This is a genomic window from Kluyvera huaxiensis (assembly GCF_040149365.1).
GTDB lineage: Bacteria > Pseudomonadota > Gammaproteobacteria > Enterobacterales > Enterobacteriaceae > Kluyvera > Kluyvera intermedia_A.
In genome coordinates this window covers 265,856-281,727 of sequence record NZ_JBEFLV010000004.1, presented here as the reverse complement: position 1 = coordinate 281,727, position 15,872 = coordinate 265,856, and the positions used below count along the sequence as shown (strand labels likewise).

Genomic DNA, 15,872 nt, shown 5'->3' with positions numbered 1-15,872 from the left:
GATACGTCGGGGCTAAATCGCGCCAGCGCTGGCTGTTTTACGCGTATGACAGGCTCCGGAAGACGGTTGTTGCGCACGTATTCGGTGAACGCACTATGGCGACGCTGGGGCGTCTTATGAGCCTGCTGTCACCCTTTGACGTGGTGATATGGATGACGGATGGCTGGCCGCTGTATGAATCCCGCCTGAAGGGAAAGCTGCACGTAATCAGCAAGCGATATACGCAGCGAATTGAGCGGCATAACCTGAATCTGAGGCAGCACCTGGCACGGCTGGGACGGAAGTCGCTGTCGTTCTCAAAATCGGTGGAGCTGCATGACAAAGTCATCGGGCATTATCTGAACATAAAACACTATCAATAAGTTGGAGTCATTACCCTCCTTATTAATTGAGAATGTTATTCTCATCTTGTTAAAAGCAATGTTGGGCCCTGACGCCAGATGAATAATCTGTCGCACATGGATGATTAATGCGAAAACCAACACTCCCCAGTAGCAATTTGGCCTGAACATCGGCCACCATAATCACCATCTCCGGTTTAATTTTGAGATATCCAGATAAAATGACATGGTGGCTGCATTATTTCCCCGCAGACCAAACATTTTTTTCGTTTTCTGCCTTAAATAATATATATGTTTCTCATTGAACCCAGCTATTTCATTTATTTGCGATACAGAATATCCTTCGCAGAAATAGCGAAATACAATAAGCTCCCGTTCAGAGAATTCCCTCTGATTGAAAATAGACTCACTTGCCTCATACAGGCATGAGTACAGCTCTGCAAAGCTTATCCTCTCAGGGATGAGCCATGGAAACGGCCCCTGAAAAGCATAATCGGAAGAAACATCCATCTTGTATAACAGTATGATTCGGCAGTGAGAACTACGTGAAGCTAATAAACTGAGTATGCGGTGTCTTTCTACAACGTCAGAAATATAAACTACAATGACATCACTGACGGATGTTCGTAAGTAACACTGCGACTGCAATTGCCAGGAATGGATTATTGAAACGTTTCCATCCTGAATAACTTCATCATCTTGTAATGCAAAAAGGAAAAAACTGTTATCCGAGATAATACACTTTCTCATATATTACCCCAACATCCTGGTCAGACTTTATTTAGCATCCATGTTGCATAATGCTAAAACCCTACTATCCAAACACCAGACGATTATATACACAGCAGCTATATATCGTCAAAAACGATCAATTAATTGCTACTGATAGTTATTATCTATTAATTTGGCGGATATGGATCGCCTTGATCGATCAATTATTTAATAAAAACAGGCAGATCAAGTAAATAGACAATTTAATTTTAGGATTTTTCCAAAAATAAGAAATTATTCTTATTGCTGTGTATCGATAAGGGATTGTAATGTTATGTAAAGATTATGTTTGAATTCATAATTTAACTTAATTGTTACATATTGGTTAATTGATTTAAATCAATTAATCAGTTATGTCGAAAAACACTTAGATTGATCTGATGTGGCTTATCATAAATAACATAGCCATTTATAGGTAATAACCGATTCTGATAGATACTCTACAGAGAGTATGGGGAGCACCTGGCGGCAGGAAAATAGGTTGGAAGGTAAGTTCAGAACGAAAAAAGAGACAGCATGCATTTCTGCGATACTGCCTCTTCTAGCGACAAAGAAAAGCCCATTTGTCTGGCCCCGCGAGTCAGTTTGTTAACAACTCAACCCTCGCAGGAGCGCACGGTTACGCCTTGCTGATGATAACCGGTACGCTCTTATAGGCAGGCGTCAGACTTTGCGTATCCACGGCATCCAGCGACAGTAATACGTTAGCCTCGGGCAGGTAAGCACCAATAGACCCCGCAGCCATGCTGTAGATAACTACAGTCAAGCCGTACATGGTGCGCTGAGAATCCGGCTGGCCGTTATCATCCAGCGCCTGGAGATGAATAACATCCCCTTCAACCAGACCCCGTGCATCGGTTTCTGCCTGACTTAAGAACACTACATCACGACGTCCGGTGATCCCGCGATAGCGATCGTTCATCCCGTAAATCGTGGTGTTGTACTGATCGTGGCTACGCAGCGTGGCCAGCACCAGCGCATCGGCAGGCTGTTTATCACGTTTAACGGCATGCTGGCGGCTCACCACAAAATTGGCTTTACCGGTAGCGGTATGCCACTCGCGGCGTGAAGCCGGGATATCCATCCGAAAACCACCGGGCTTTTCGATCCGCGTATTATAGTCAGCGAACGATGGGATCACGTCGGCAATCGCCTCGCGAATCAAATCGTAGTTACCGCTCATCGCTTCCCAGTTAACAGGGGAATTCGGCAACGTGGCGCGAGCCATTTCGGCCACAATCGCCGGTTCTGATTTCAGCCACGCTGACGCGGGTTTCAACGCCCCGCAGGAGGCGTGTACCATCGACATGGAATCCTCAACGGTGACGGATTGAACGCCCGTCGACTGTATATCACGTTCGGTTCGCCCCAATGCGGGCAGTAAATAGTTGTGCTTCGCCAGCAACAGGTGCGAGCGGTTAAGTTTAGTCGCGACATGGACCTGCAGATCCAGCTTTTTCATCGCCTCGAAGGTCCGCTGCGGCTGCGGCATTGCCACCGCCAGATTGCCGCCCATACAGATAAGCGCTTTCGCCTCTTCCCGCTCGATGGCACGGATACTCTCCACGCTCGAACGACCGTGTTTACGCGACACGTTAATATTGAAGCGAGCTTCGAGACGCTGTAAAAACGCCTCTGACGCGGCTTCGTTGATTCCCACCGACCGGTCGCCCTGCACGTTAGAGTGGCCGCGCAGCGGACAAATACCGGCCCCGCGTTTGCCAATATTACCTTTTAGCAGCAGCAGGTTAACCAGTTGCTGAACGTTCTCGGTGCCGTTCTTATGCTGCGTAATCCCCAGCCCGTAGCAAACAATCGTCGCCTTCGATTTATCGTAGCGGTACGCCAGATCTTCCATCTGACTGCGCGTAAGCCCCGAGTCCTGTTCCAGATCTGCCCAGCGACACTGGTGCAGATCGTCATACAACGCTTGATACCCTTGGGTATGCTCAGCCAGAAACGCGCGGTCGAGGCACGGTTGCTGACCGAGCAAAATTCTGGCTTCATCCATCTCAATCAGCGCTTTCATTACCCCTTTGAGCAGCGAAGCATCACCGCCCATTTTAAGCTGGTAGTAATCATTACTCAGAACGGTGGAATGGCCTTTGAGCATATCGGTGGGGCTTTGCGGAAAGCTAAAGCGCTCAAGTCCTCGCTCCGCCAGCGGGTTAATAGAAATAATCCGTGCGCCGCGCTGCGCCACTTCCCGAAGCGTGGTTAACATCCGCGGGTGGTTGGTACCCGGATTATGGCCGATACAAATCACCAGATCGCAGTGCTCAAAATCCTCGAGTTCAACGGTACCTTTGCCCATCCCAATAGACTGGGTCAGCCCGGCGCTGGTTGGCCCGTGACACATGTTGGAGCAGTCGGGGAAGTTGTTGCTGCCGTATTCGCGGGCAAACAGCTGATAGAGGAATGCCGCTTCGTTGGAGGTACGTCCGGAGGTATAAAACTCTACCTGCTCCGGGGAATCATAGCTGCGTAGACGCTCGCCGATTTCCGCAAATGCCTGCTGCCACTCCACCGCCTGCCAGCGGTCGGTCGCGCGGTCATACTTCAGCGGATGCGTCAGGCGGCCGATATTTTCCAGCTCATAGTCGCTGTAATTCCAGAGTTCGGCCACCGAATGCTGGCGGAAAAACGCTGGCGAGGCTTTCTTACTGGTGGTCTCCCAGGAGACCGCCTTAACGCCGTTTTCGCAAAGCTCCATCGACGAACGATGCTCAGGGTCAGGCCACGCGCAGCCTGGGCAGTCAAAACCTTTTACCTGGTTCATCCTGAACATGGCGATAATATCGCGCGCAACGGCCTTTTGTGAAAATACCGACGCCGTCACTGCTTTGACCGCGCCCCATCCACCCGCAGGCCCTTGATAGCCGCTTACACCCTGAACCCCATTGCTCATTTTTACCGCTTATTCTGTAGACTATTTCAATACTGAATACGGTAGCAATTTCATCGGGCTAAAGATTTCCTCTTCACGGAGTACGCGGGCTCTACGCTGTACGGGTTAGAAAACCGCTCCCTGCAGGTGGCATATCTCATCACCCAAAGCACGCGAGACACAGGCGCTCCCACACGAAAAAAGGGGTTGATCTGATACGAACAACCTCTTATTTTCATCGCTGTTTTTTTAACTGGGCCCTACGATGTCGACGATGAAAACAGCGAACACGTTAGTGAACAGCGGAATAATAAGAAGAATAAGCTGAGGAATTTGTTATGTGGTTATTTATTGGTACCGCGGCTGTCGCCATTCTGGCAACGCTGATGCTGGTCTGGCTTGACGACAGAATTGCCGACCCAGAGTAGATACGGATAACGTTCCGCGCCAGAGGATGGCGCGGAACATGAAGCATTACAGAGACTTCGCCAGACGTTCCACGGCGGTCATCAAGCCATCTTCCGACACGGTGGAGTAGGATAAACGCAGGGTGCGGGTATCCGGATTGTCGTTATAGAACGCTTCACCCGGCACATACACTACGCCATTCTCCAGCGTCTTTTTCAGCCACTGCATGGTATCGAACGGATAGCGGAAGCGCGCCCACAGGAACATCCCCCCTTTCGGTCGGCTAAATTCCAGATGCTCGCCCAGGCGAGTTTCCAGCGCATTGGCCAGCGCTTCGCATTTCTTGCGGTAGTCTTCACGGATAAGCGCAATCTGGTTTTCCAGGCGATTCATACCCAGATACTCAGTAGTAATCACCTGCGACAACATATTGGTATGCAGATCGGCGGCCTGTTTGACGATAACCGTCTGCTGCGCCAGCCAGTCTGGCATCACTATCCAGCCAATACGCATCCCCGGCGCGAGGATCTTGGAGAAGGTTGAGGTGTACACCACCTGATCTTCACAGCCCAATTCCACAGCGTGCTGATACAACGGGCGCTGCACTTCATCGGTAAAGCTGATTTCGCCGTACGGATCGTCTTCGATGATCACAAAGTCATGCTGTTTCGCCAGCTCGACTAGCCGACGACGACGATCGTCGCTCAGAGTTTTACCGCCCGGATTACCGAAGGTTGGCACCAGATAAACCGCTTTGACGGTAGTGGTCGCCAGCAGTTCGGCAAGCTGTTCCACCAGCATGCCGTTGTCGTCGGTATCAACGCTGAGAATATTGGCCTGCGCCAGCTGGAAAACCTGCAGCGCCGCCAGATAGGTCGGACGCTCAACCACAATCGCATCGCCCGGATCGAGCAGCGTACGCGCTACAATATCCAGCGATTGCTGCGATCCAGAGGTGATGTACACATGGTTTGCCTGGCAGGCTACGCCGCGCGCCTGGCACAGCTCGCTGACGGCCTGACGCAGCGGCGGATAGCCTTCGGTCAAACCATACTGGAATGCGTCGTTGAAGCGCTCGCTCATCACTTTCTGCACCGCCAGCTCAAGCCCTTCGGTATCAAAAAGCTCCGGGGCAGGAATACCACCGCCAAGAGAAATCACGCCGGGCAATTTACTGTGTTTTAAGAGTTCGCGGACGGCGGAGGGTTTGAGTTCACCCGCGCGGACGGCAAGGCGCCGATCGTGCATAGTATTTTCCTTTTCTGTCTTGTTGTTGTGTTTATTGCCAGCGGATTTTTAAAAGTAGCCCGGTCGAACGCAGCGACATCGGGCTACTCATCCGCCTTTACTCGTTATCTTTTATGACGATCAGCGGTTCGATATCGCTCTCTTTTTTAATCACCAGAGAGTCATCGCCCCGCAGGCAGGTGCCGCCATAGTTACCGCCAACGGTAAAGGTACATACCTGAATATATTTTCCCGCCACGTTTGGCAAGCACCAAAGTTGCTGGTAAATATTTTTCCGGTCGACAAACTTACCGCTGGTTTGATCCAGCAGTTGATCATGACCGCTAACCAGATCGATATTGCTGCCGCAGCGGCCGGAAATCGGCTTCACGGCGTAGCCGGTTTTCGCCAGATGCTCACTCACCTCAAAATCGGTATCCAGTAGATACGGATGGTTCGGGAACAGCGACCACAGCACAGGCAGAATCGCTTTGTTACCCGGAATGACCGTCCACAGCGGTTCAAATACCATCACTTCCGGGCGCAGCAGCACGTCAATCAGGCGCACTTCATTATCCGGATGACCGGTACGAATCGGCACCGCCGCGTACTCGCTTTCACTGACTTCACGCACCTGTTCGATGGCAGTTTCCCATGCCCAGGTTTTCCACACGCAGTTAACCAGACGCCCGTCACCGTCAATCAACTGGCCTGCGGCATCCCAGCGCAGCTCATCAAGGCCGTAGAGAATTTTGCACTCAAAGCCCGCTTGGGTCAGCGCGCGCTGCATAAACTGGGCGTGATAGTTCTCTTCGAGATCTTTGTCCTGCATGATGTGCACGAACGGTCTGGCCAGGCTGTGTTTCCACGCCCCCACCAGCTCACTCAGCAGCTCTTCCGCCGGGTTATGACCGGTGCCCTGATAGCCGGTTTTCAGCCATTGTTCAAGGATCAGACCGCCTTCAGTATGGCAGGAAGCGGAGTCGGCATTGTATTCATAAACCTTCAGGCCGCGCTCATCCATGCAGAAATCCATCCGCCCGGTTATCATATCGTGGCGACGGCGCTGCCATGACAGACGCAGACGCGGCCAGAGGATTTTCGGGATATCAAACAACGCCAGCAGATTGTCGTCGCGCATCACTTTGTCGGTGGCGTGGAGATACATCAGGTGCATCTCGTTGGTCGCTTTAATCAGTTCCTGCTCTGCGCTTTCCGTCATGGTGAAGTACTGATACGGGTCGCGGTTAATCACGTGGCCGTTAGCGGCAACATACGCTTTTTGCAGCGAGTCGCGCTCGTCCAACCAATCGCCATCGAATTGACCGTGATTGTCGAGACGCGCCCCGCCAAGCTTCAGCGCCTCACCGGCAATGGCTGGCTGCGGCAAGCTATAACGCGCATCATCGCTCTGGATCATCCAGCCGAGAATGGTGGTGTCGTCGAAGGTGTCATGCAGGATGTAGTGACCGTCTTTGATTTCAAGCGTCAGCTCGCGGGTCCACTGCTGGCCTGCGGGCAGCGGCGAGTGCAGCACGTTCTGTTCGGCAATGCGCACTTTGTTGCCAAGCAACTGGGTAATGACCGCGACGTGGCCGGTTTCATTAAACTCACCGCCCTTCTGCCAGATAAGCAGCGAGCCGACGAGCGGCGGACGACGGGAGCCGTTAGCGAAAGCCTGCAAAGGAAGAATGGCGTCATTCACCACCTGGCGCAGATAGCGCAGCGAGAAGATCTCGTAGGCCATGCCGACATCGGTGAAGACAAATCCGTAGGTGATAAACAGGAAGCGGCGGGCAAACTCCACGCATTGCCACTTGTAGCCCATATATTCGTTGTCGATGTAGCTGCGAAACGATGCGTCGTCAGGCATGTCACCTGGCTTTAAACTGCTGTAATTCGAAGAGTAAATGGCTACGCCACCCGGCGCATACCCCAACAACGTGCCAAATGGGGCGTCACTATTGGTACTTCCCGTATTCATGAACCTTCCTCAAACATACCGTGCGATTTACTCGCCTGAACGTTGAAATTTATCCGACAAAAGTGGATTAATCATACACCCGAGTATGCGAGGATGACCTATCGCTGGGAAAAATAATCCTCCGAAAAATACACATTAACGACATCAGGAGTCCGCATGAGTTTACAGGCACAACCGCTGGTCTGGGGCCACGGAGCGCGCACGTTCGAGGTGTTTCTGGAACCTACCTGTCCATTTTCCGTAAAGACATTCAATAAGCTGGACGCGCTGCTAGCGCTGGCCGGCGAAGACAAGGTCAGCGTAAAAATTCGCTTGCAGTCACAGCCGTGGCATCTGTTTTCCGGGGTGATTGTTCGCTGCATTCTCGCCGCCTCTACCCTGGCAGACGGCAAAGCCGCCGCGCATAAGGTGATGAAAGCGGTCGCCGATCATCGCGAAGAGTTTGAATTTACCGATCACTGCAGCGGCCCCAACATGCAGGCCACACCGCAGGAGATTATTGAGCGCCTGGAACGCTACAGCGGCGTGCCGCTGGCCGAGGCGTTTGCCCAGCCCGAGCTGCAAAAAGAGATCAAATGGCACGCCCGCTATGCCCGGCAGAACGGCGTTCACGTCTCGCCAACCTTTATGGTTAACGGTCTGGTTCAGCCAGATTTAGGCAGCGGCGACGATATCAGCGTCTGGGCAGCACGGATTTTTGCCTGAGACTGCTACACTTTCACCCTCAACACATCATCAAAATAAGGCGAGCGATTATGTCAGAGAACACCTATCAGCCACCCAAAGTCTGGGAGTGGACGCAAAGCAGCGGCGGCGCATTCGCCAATATCAACCGCCCGATTTCCGGCGCAACTCATGAACAGGCGCTGCCGGTAGGCCAGCATCCACTTCAGCTTTACTCTCTGGGCACGCCAAACGGCCAGAAAGTTACCATCATGCTGGAAGAGCTGCTGGCGGTAGGCGTCACGGAAGCAGAGTACGATGCGTGGTTAATCCGCATTGGCGAGGGCGACCAGTTCTCCAGCGGTTTTGTCGAAGTGAATCCGAACTCAAAAATTCCTGCATTGAGCGACCATTCCACCACGCCGCCAACCCGCGTGTTCGAGTCCGGCAATATTCTGCTGTACCTGGCGGAGAAATTCGGTCACTTCCTGCCAAAAGACCCGGCAGGACGTACTGAAACCCTGAACTGGCTGTTCTGGCTTCAGGGCTCAGCCCCGTTCCTCGGCGGCGGCTTTGGCCACTTCTATAATTATGCGCCGGTCAAAATTGAGTACGCGATCAACCGCTTCACCATGGAAGCTAAGCGTCAACTCGACGTGCTGGACAAACAGCTGGCGCGCGGACGCTATGTTGCCGGAGAAGAGTACACCATCGCCGATATGGCAATCTGGCCGTGGTACGGCAACGTAGTGCTGGGCAACGTCTACGGCGCGGATGAGTTCCTCGACGCACAGAGCTACAAAAACGTGATGCGTTGGGCGCAGGACATCGCCAGCCGCCCAGGCGTGAAGCGTGGCCGTATCGTTAACCGCACCAATGGCCCATTGAATGAGCAGTTGCACGAGCGTCATGATGCCAGCGACTTCGATACCAACACCGAAGATAAGCGTCAGAAATAAACGTCTCCAGCCGGGTGCTTAGCACCCGGTTTTACTGCCCCTCCAGACGGTAGCCCGCCATAAAGTAGCGTACGGTGGTGCTGGAGTCGTGCTCCTTAAAGAAGTCCATCACCATCTCTTTATCCAGCCCGTAGCGCCGCGTCAAAATTCCCGCCTCCCAGGCACTCAACTGACGGTCGCCGGTTTTCTCAAACATGCGGTGCGAAAAGCCCAGCACGAAGCCGCGCTTGTAGTCCGCACAAAATCCGACCACTTTCTGCGCGCTATCGGCATAAGGCGCCTTCATCCCCGCAATCAGCCCCTTACCAAAATGGTTGTCCATCGTTCCCCCCACTCACTCGTTATATATAAAATTATATAGCGATATTTTGAGCAATGGCTAGCGCTATTTATCGGCTACCTATAAAGAGGCACAACGCTGGCTTTTTCTGCGCATGTGATCGAGCCAACGGGCATTCATATCGAAACAACGTATTGTGGAAACAGCGTTTCAAAAAAAGAAAGGAGAAGTTATGGCCTGGCAAGCAAACCCAGCCCGTTATGAAAGTATGCAGTATCGCTACTGTGGCCGCAGCGGCCTCCAGCTTCCTACTCTATCCCTCGGCCTATGGCACAGCTTTGGCCACATCCACGCACTCGATGAACAGCGCGCGCTGCTGCGCAAAGCCTTTGACTGCGGTATCACCCACTTCGACCTCGCCAATAACTACGGCCCACCACCGGGCAGCGCTGAAGAGAATTTCGGCCGTCTGTTACGTGACGATTTTGCCAGCTACCGCGACGAACTGATTATCTCCACCAAAGCGGGCTACGACATGTGGGCAGGGCCTTACGGATCCGGCGGCTCGCGCAAATATCTACTGTCCAGCCTCGATCAAAGCCTCAAGCGTATGGGGCTGGATTATGTCGATATCTTCTACTCTCACCGGGTCGATGAAAAAACGCCGATGGAAGAGACCGCCGCCGCGCTGGCGCAGGCGGTACAAAGCGGTAAAGCGCTATACGTAGGGATCACCTCGTATTCAACCGAACGCACCCAGGCAATGGCTGAACTGCTGCGCGAATGGAAAATCCCGTTACTCATCCACCAGCCGTCTTATAACTTGTTAAACCGCTGGGTAGATAAGAGCGGCCTGCTCGATGCCCTTGAACACAACGGCGTCGGCTGTATTGCCTTTACCCCACTAGCGCAAGGGCTGCTGACCGGTAAATACCTCAACGGTATTCCCGACGGTTCACGCATGCAAACAGAAGGTAAAAAGGCGCGAGGCCTAACGGAAAACATGCTGAGCGAAAGCAACCTGAGCAGCCTACGCTTGCTCAATGAATTGGCGCAGCAGCGTGGACAGTCGATGGCACAAATGGCGCTGAGCTGGCTGCTTAAAGACCAACGTGTGACGTCGGTCCTGATTGGCGCAAGCCGTCCGGAACAAATAGAAGAGAACGTGAAAGCGTTGGATAATCTGCATTTCTCGCCTGAAGAGCTGGCGCAGATAGATAAACACGTGGCGGATGGGCAGCTAAATCTCTGGCAGGCGTCGTCTGATAAATAGAGAGTCTGCGCATCAGCAGGCCGGATAAGGTGTTATCCGGCCTGCAATATATTCACAGGGAATACGCTAAAGTCAGCCTTTTTTCGCGCGGGTTACGCTATCGAGGTAGCCCATCACAAACGCCGAAAGTACAAAAGTCAGGTGGATAATCACGTACCACATCAGCTTGTTGTCCGGGACGTTTTTAGCATCCATAAACACTCGCAGCAGGTGAATAGACGAGATGGCCACAATCGACGCCGCCACTTTATTTTTCAGCGAGGTGGCATCCATTTTACCCAGCCAGTTCAGCTTCTCTTTGTGGGCGCTAATATCCAGCTGCGAGACGAAGTTCTCATAGCCGGAAAACATCACCATCACCAGCAACCCGCCGACCAGCGTCATGTCCACCAGCGACAGCAGGGTCAGTATCAGATCCGCTTCGGCCAGGCTGAAGATATTAGGCAGAACATGAAAGATCTCCTGAAAGAACTTGATGGCTAAAGCCAGCAGCCCCAGCGAAAGACCAAAATAAACCGGGGCCAGAATCCAGCGCGATGCATACATCATATTCTCAAGAAAGCGTTCCATAGTGTCCTGTTGATAAGTCAAATCCGGCAGAGAGTATATCGCAACTACGCAACATAATATCAACAGCTAAAATCACACATCATGAGGGCGAATAAACGGCCGCTGATAGTCTGGCCATACCAACGCAACCAGCTCGGGATAGGCTTCCTGAGCAAATTCCCGGTAGCACTGCTGAAGACTGGTCACCACCGGATCGCCCAGCGTAACCTGCTCGCCCTTGAGGCAGCGTCGTTTGATCTCGTCGTAATACTCATAGACGGCACCATTGAGGTCACGACAGCGCTCCTGCGCTTCAAAAAGGCCGGGCGTTTCTTTTAATTCATCAATCGACATGCGCTTAATCGTGGACTGGAGAAAATCGATATACTCATGATTAATACGCCAATACCATGGCGGGGTAATGGTACTCATCAGCCCGGCGAAATGGTTTTCACCTTCATCTTTGTTCAGCGTCGCGGCTTCTGTAGGTGCCGCCTTTTCATTATCAGTATCAGATGTTTCGTTATTTTGACCATACATGAAAAATAAAATAATGACGGTGAGTAACAGCAACACCATCACAAAATAAATAATACCGCTCATGGTTTTCTCCACTTTTTTTGATTTTAAAAGTGCTCCATGATAATGTCAACGAACCTCACTATAATAAAAACTACGCTCCTGCCAATCGAATGATGATGCCTATATGATAGCTGAAACCCTTATCCCAGCTCGCTTTTGTATCTCAGCCGTAGACGCTGAGAGCAGTGATGTGAAGCCGCTTCAGCTCGTCGAGCCGGAGAAGGCTTCGCTCGCCGATTGGCAGGATGAGATATTGATAAGCGGCGGTCAGTCCCGTAACCCATTACTCGAAGAGCGCGATCGTCATATTAAAGATAGATTATATCGGGTGGCTAAAATTGAAGCCTTTGCCCTTATGCTAAATAACCTGGTCGTACAGGGGGAGATCTCCGCGCTGGAGTTAAGTCAAATTATAGAGTTAAAAACCCAGGACATTAATGAAGACGGTAATAAAATCTGGCTTAATTTAATGACCCAGGAAAGAGCTGCTCCGCTGTTTTATAATCTGACGGAAAAGTAGTATGAAACTTGTCGATGTTACTGAGGCTAATATAACGTTAAGCCCGCAGATAAGTGATGAAACGCTTCTCCAGCGAAATCTTCAGGCATTACGTGATGAAAAAAACGCCGAAGGTCGTCGTATCTCTAGCCCTTCAGCGCCCATTCCCGCGGCGTTAGTCAAAATGAAGTGGCAAAACCGCCGTGAAATCTATGCTTATCAGGTCAAAGAGGAAATCTTTGGCTCCGCGCTGTGTGAAGTGATGGCGCGTTATCCCCACCTGCGGGACAAAATCCTGGCGCATACGGAAGCCTGCTATCAGCACGTCCTCAGCCGGGAGACCGCGACTCTCGAGATCAGTCGCGGCCTGGCCGACGGTGATTATCGGACGTCTAATATCATCCTGAAAATAGACAAGGATGACGAAAAACAGCCGGATCAGCCGATAATATCCAGAGCAAAATGATCGAACGCGCAGGAGCCGCCCGCTATCGTTGATTCCAGTGATAGCGCCAATAGCCCTACTTTTGCCCCAACCCATTTCCCTTTCCCTGCGGCAAAGGATTGCGGGATAGACCGCCAATCACCGCCATTCTGTCGCCAGGCAAAGCGGCAGATTCCCCCTAAGGAAACGTCTACCTTCATCTCGCAGGTTGCGGCATCAACATGCGCTATCGCCTCGCGGCTTTCACGTACGACTCCCGCATCGCTCATCCAGCCCGTCACCCACAGCAGCCGCTGCCTATCACCGACGTTTTCCAGCAGCAGTGCAGCATAACGTTCACCGTAGACAATCAGCCCACCGGCGTCACCGGACGTCGCCGCATTTAGCACCAACGAAGTCTGAGCGGAGAATTGCCAGGCCGGAAACTTTTGCAGCAACAGATTAGGTAGCCAGTAGAAATTATGCTTATTTTCTATCTGCGGTAGCGCGCAACAGCGGAGGTTCAACTGATGCTTTCCCGCTAGCAGCCACGCGGGATTGGGGTTGGCCTGCCACTGCCATTGCAGGCCGGGCTTACCATCAGAAAAATCATCGCTCGTTTGCGGCAGCACACGTGGGGATAGCGGCAGGCTTGCCGGGCGCGGCCCACGCATTATAGGTTGCCCTTCACCATCCTCACCCAGCGGTTCACCAATGCGTGGCCAGCCGTCGGCCTCCCAGCGCATCGGCTGAAGGTGCACAATGCGCCCGTACAAATGCGCGTCCTGGAAATGGACAAACCAACATTCGCCATCGTCCAGCTCAACCCACCCGCCCTGGTGCGGGCCATTAACCGGCGTATTCCCCTGGAACAAAACGTTTTTCGCCACCCACGGGCCCGTCATCTTTTTGGCACGCAGCACCGTTTCCCACCCGGTTTCCACACTGCCCGCTGGGGCAAAGATGTAATACCACTCGCCGCGTTTATAGACTTTTGGCCCTTCCAGCGTGGGCTGATCGCAGCTACCGTCATAGATAATGCGCCCTTCCCCCAAAAGCTGTTTACCGTCAGGTGACATAGCGAATAGCTGCAGTTGATGTTTAATCCCACTGCGGCTGTGGGCGAACGCGTGTACCAGCCATGCTTCGCCGTTGTCATCCCAAAACGGACACGGATCGATCCACCCTTTAGCCGCTTGCACACGGTGCGGTGGGCTCCACTCTCCCCATGGGGAGTCGGTGTGACACATGAAAATCCCTTCATCCGGGGTACTGAAAAACACCCACAGTTTATTATCGTGCCAGCGAATCGACGGCGCCCAGACGCCTTTTCCTGGCTGGTATTCATCAAACCCAGCCAGCGGTAAGGCGTTAAAAACATGATTGATGATTTTCCAGCTCACCAGGTCAGTCGAATGTAGAATCGGCAACGCTGGCATATGGTTAAAGCTGGAGGAAACCATAAAGAAATCATCGCCTACCCGCACGATATCCGGGTCTGAATAGTCCGCACAGAGGATCGGATTCTGATAGTCATTTGATGTCATCGCGCCCTCCTTAGGCCTTGTGCAGTACGCCAGTCACGGCTTCTGGTTTGGCATCGTTTAGCGCTGAGTTTGCCTGCTGGCGGGCCGACAAATCACGTTGAATCGTTGCCATCGCCTGATCATCGAGTTTATAAAAGCGCGACAACCACCACAGCACCAGATAGGAGAGCGATGGCCCCAGGGTCAGCAGCCCAACAATCCCCATTGTCGCCATCGGCGTTTGTACCGATACGCCCGCCTGATAGCCAAAGAATCCCAGCGAGAAGCCCACCACCGCACCGGCAACCGCCATCCCCATTTTCAGCGCAAACAGATTGCCAGAGTAAGACAGCCCGGTAATGCGACGACCAAATTTCCACTCGCCGTAGTCAGCGGCATTGGCCATCATGTTCCATTTAAACGGTTGATACATCTGGTGGAAGAAGCCAACGAGGAAATACAGCGGGAACACCACCGGCAGCCAGGTCGGCGGCACGAAGAACATCACCACACCGACCACAACCAACAGCAGGTTAATGTTTTTAAACAGCGACACTGCGCGATAGCGTTTTGCCAGCCAGCCTGCGGCGATACTGCCGATAATAGTGCCAACCACGCTGGTTGAAATAAACGCCGACTTCATCGCCGTCCCGGCTGCGGACTCGACGCCGCCCATCATCAGGTAGGTGGCGTAGTACAAGGTTGCCGCACCGCGCATAACCCCCGCCATGCTGGAGAAAAAGGTGATGATCGCCACGATCCGCCACTGATCGTTTGCCAGCAGCGAACGCAGATCCTCCCGAATACTACTTTGCTGTTCCACCGCCGGCGCAACACGCTCTTTGGTTGAGAAGAAACAGAACAGGAGCATCACTATGGCTATCATCCCCATGATCCCCATGGTGGCCTGAAAACCGAACTGCTTATCGTCTTTGCCCAGATAATCGACGAGGAACAAGGTCGCCACAGAGACCATCAGCCCGGCAACGGAAGAGATAGTAAACCGGTAAGATTGCGCCGACAGGCGGTCTTTTTCATCACGGGTAATGACACCGCCAAGCGCACAGTAGGGAATATTGATAAAGGTGTAACACAGCATTAGCAAGGTGTATGTCAGGTAGGCATATACCAACTTACCGGACTCACTAAAGGCTGGCGTAGTGAAGGTCATTACCGCCAGCACGGCGTAAGGAACAGCAAACCAGATAAGCCACGGGCGGAAGTGGCCCCAGCGGGTTTTTACCCGGTCGGCAACGATGCCGGTCAGCGGGTCGGTTATCGCATCAAGTACACGAGTCACCAGAAACATGACCCCCACAGCGGCTGCCGAGAGGCCGTATATATCCGTGTAAAACCAGGTCAAAAACATCGTTACCGAAGAGTAGACGATGCCGCAAGCGGCATCGCCCATGCCGTATCCCAGCTTTTCTGAAATAGACAATTTTGTATCGTTTGCCACGAGGTAATCCCCTTTAATTGAAGAGGCTTCAATGTAGGAG

General features: G+C 52.5%; 13 protein-coding genes and 1 pseudogene. 6 read left to right on the top strand and 8 right to left on the bottom strand.

Annotated elements, in window-relative coordinates; genetic code table 11:
- A pseudogene (locus ABOC97_RS06815) lies at nucleotides 1-362 on the top strand (IS1-like element IS1B family transposase); the annotation flags it as partial.
- Between the two features lie 1,369 nt (nucleotides 363-1,731).
- On the opposite strand, the gene ABOC97_RS06810 reads toward ABOC97_RS06815, so the two are convergent.
- The 3 genes from ABOC97_RS06810 to gss form a co-directional block, all read right to left on the bottom strand.
- Complete coding sequence (locus ABOC97_RS06810) at nucleotides 1,732-4,020, bottom strand: FdhF/YdeP family oxidoreductase (RefSeq protein ID WP_349595522.1); 2,289 nt, start codon at nucleotides 4,018-4,020, stop codon at nucleotides 1,732-1,734.
- Between the two features lie 453 nt (nucleotides 4,021-4,473).
- Entirely contained in the window at nucleotides 4,474-5,655 is a 1,182-nt protein-coding gene (locus ABOC97_RS06805; protein WP_349595519.1) for an aminotransferase-like domain-containing protein, read from the bottom strand.
- 97 nt (nucleotides 5,656-5,752) lie between these two features.
- Nucleotides 5,753-7,618: a bifunctional glutathionylspermidine amidase/synthase gene (gene gss / locus ABOC97_RS06800; RefSeq protein WP_349595516.1), complete on the bottom strand. Its 1,866-nt coding sequence runs from the start codon at nucleotides 7,616-7,618 to the stop codon at nucleotides 5,753-5,755.
- Between the two features lie 156 nt (nucleotides 7,619-7,774).
- Between gss and ABOC97_RS06795 the strand changes: the two genes are divergently transcribed.
- Both ABOC97_RS06795 and yghU read left to right on the top strand, forming a co-directional pair.
- Nucleotides 7,775-8,323 (top strand): DsbA family protein, encoded by a 549-nt coding sequence (locus tag ABOC97_RS06795; RefSeq protein WP_349595513.1) that lies wholly within the window; start codon nucleotides 7,775-7,777, stop codon nucleotides 8,321-8,323.
- A gap of 50 nt (nucleotides 8,324-8,373) precedes the next feature.
- On the top strand, nucleotides 8,374-9,240 hold the full coding sequence (gene yghU / locus ABOC97_RS06790) for a glutathione-dependent disulfide-bond oxidoreductase (protein WP_349595511.1): 867 nt from the start codon (nucleotides 8,374-8,376) through the stop codon (nucleotides 9,238-9,240).
- 31 nt (nucleotides 9,241-9,271) lie between these two features.
- Here yghU and ABOC97_RS06785 read toward each other — a convergent pair whose 3' ends face one another.
- Nucleotides 9,272-9,562, bottom strand: a complete 291-nt coding sequence (locus ABOC97_RS06785; RefSeq protein ID WP_061284311.1) for a DUF2623 family protein — start codon at nucleotides 9,560-9,562, stop codon at nucleotides 9,272-9,274.
- Between the two features lie 190 nt (nucleotides 9,563-9,752).
- Here ABOC97_RS06785 and ABOC97_RS06780 point away from each other — a divergent pair, with 190 nt between their 5' ends.
- The gene (locus tag ABOC97_RS06780; RefSeq protein WP_349595508.1) at nucleotides 9,753-10,793 is read left to right on the top strand and encodes an aldo/keto reductase; all 1,041 of its coding nucleotides are present in this window, start codon (nucleotides 9,753-9,755) and stop codon (nucleotides 10,791-10,793) included.
- Between the two features lie 72 nt (nucleotides 10,794-10,865).
- On the opposite strand, the gene ABOC97_RS06775 is transcribed toward ABOC97_RS06780, so the two are convergent.
- Together ABOC97_RS06775 and ABOC97_RS06770 are read right to left on the bottom strand one after the other, a co-directional pair.
- Entirely contained in the window at nucleotides 10,866-11,363 is a 498-nt protein-coding gene (locus tag ABOC97_RS06775) for a TIGR00645 family protein (protein ID WP_234507621.1), read from the bottom strand.
- Nucleotides 11,364-11,435: 72 nt separating this feature from the next.
- A complete protein-coding gene (locus tag ABOC97_RS06770) occupies nucleotides 11,436-11,945 on the bottom strand; it encodes an ESA_00282 family adhesion-associated protein (RefSeq protein WP_349595503.1) in 510 nt (169 codons plus the stop codon).
- A gap of 103 nt (nucleotides 11,946-12,048) precedes the next feature.
- Between ABOC97_RS06770 and ABOC97_RS06765 the strand changes: the two genes are divergently transcribed.
- Nucleotides 12,049-12,444, top strand: coding sequence for a hypothetical protein (locus ABOC97_RS06765; protein WP_234507626.1), 396 nt, complete (start codon nucleotides 12,049-12,051; stop codon nucleotides 12,442-12,444).
- A gap of 1 nt (nucleotide 12,445) precedes the next feature.
- On the top strand, nucleotides 12,446-12,889 hold the full coding sequence (locus tag ABOC97_RS06760; RefSeq protein WP_349595500.1) for a cytoplasmic protein: 444 nt from the start codon (nucleotides 12,446-12,448) through the stop codon (nucleotides 12,887-12,889).
- Here the strand turns inward: ABOC97_RS06760 and ABOC97_RS06755 are convergent.
- Both ABOC97_RS06755 and ABOC97_RS06750 read right to left on the bottom strand, forming a co-directional pair.
- Nucleotides 12,862-14,394, bottom strand: a complete 1,533-nt coding sequence (locus ABOC97_RS06755) for a glycoside hydrolase family 43 protein (protein ID WP_349595497.1) — start codon at nucleotides 14,392-14,394, stop codon at nucleotides 12,862-12,864. The genes ABOC97_RS06760 and ABOC97_RS06755 overlap by 28 nt on opposite strands.
- A gap of 10 nt (nucleotides 14,395-14,404) precedes the next feature.
- Complete coding sequence (locus ABOC97_RS06750) at nucleotides 14,405-15,832, bottom strand: MFS transporter (protein ID WP_349595494.1); 1,428 nt, start codon at nucleotides 15,830-15,832, stop codon at nucleotides 14,405-14,407.
- Nucleotides 15,833-15,872: the final 40 nt, after the last annotated feature.

Coding starts and splice junctions, on each gene's coding strand:
- ABOC97_RS06795 (WP_349595513.1), top strand. CDS start 7,775: ATGAGTTTACAGGCACAACCGCTGGTCTGGGGCCACGGAGCGCGCACG.
- yghU (WP_349595511.1), top strand. CDS start 8,374: ATGTCAGAGAACACCTATCAGCCACCCAAAGTCTGGGAGTGGACGCAA.
- ABOC97_RS06780 (WP_349595508.1), top strand. CDS start 9,753: ATGGCCTGGCAAGCAAACCCAGCCCGTTATGAAAGTATGCAGTATCGC.
- ABOC97_RS06755 (WP_349595497.1), bottom strand. CDS start 14,394: ATGACATCAAATGACTATCAGAATCCGATCCTCTGTGCGGACTATTCA.
- ABOC97_RS06760 (WP_349595500.1), top strand. CDS start 12,446: ATGAAACTTGTCGATGTTACTGAGGCTAATATAACGTTAAGCCCGCAG.
- ABOC97_RS06765 (WP_234507626.1), top strand. CDS start 12,049: ATGATAGCTGAAACCCTTATCCCAGCTCGCTTTTGTATCTCAGCCGTA.
- ABOC97_RS06810 (WP_349595522.1), bottom strand. CDS start 4,020: ATGAGCAATGGGGTTCAGGGTGTAAGCGGCTATCAAGGGCCTGCGGGT.
- ABOC97_RS06805 (WP_349595519.1), bottom strand. CDS start 5,655: ATGCACGATCGGCGCCTTGCCGTCCGCGCGGGTGAACTCAAACCCTCC.
- ABOC97_RS06775 (WP_234507621.1), bottom strand. CDS start 11,363: ATGGAACGCTTTCTTGAGAATATGATGTATGCATCGCGCTGGATTCTG.
- ABOC97_RS06785 (WP_061284311.1), bottom strand. CDS start 9,562: ATGGACAACCATTTTGGTAAGGGGCTGATTGCGGGGATGAAGGCGCCT.
- gss (WP_349595516.1), bottom strand. CDS start 7,618: ATGAATACGGGAAGTACCAATAGTGACGCCCCATTTGGCACGTTGTTG.
- ABOC97_RS06770 (WP_349595503.1), bottom strand. CDS start 11,945: ATGAGCGGTATTATTTATTTTGTGATGGTGTTGCTGTTACTCACCGTC.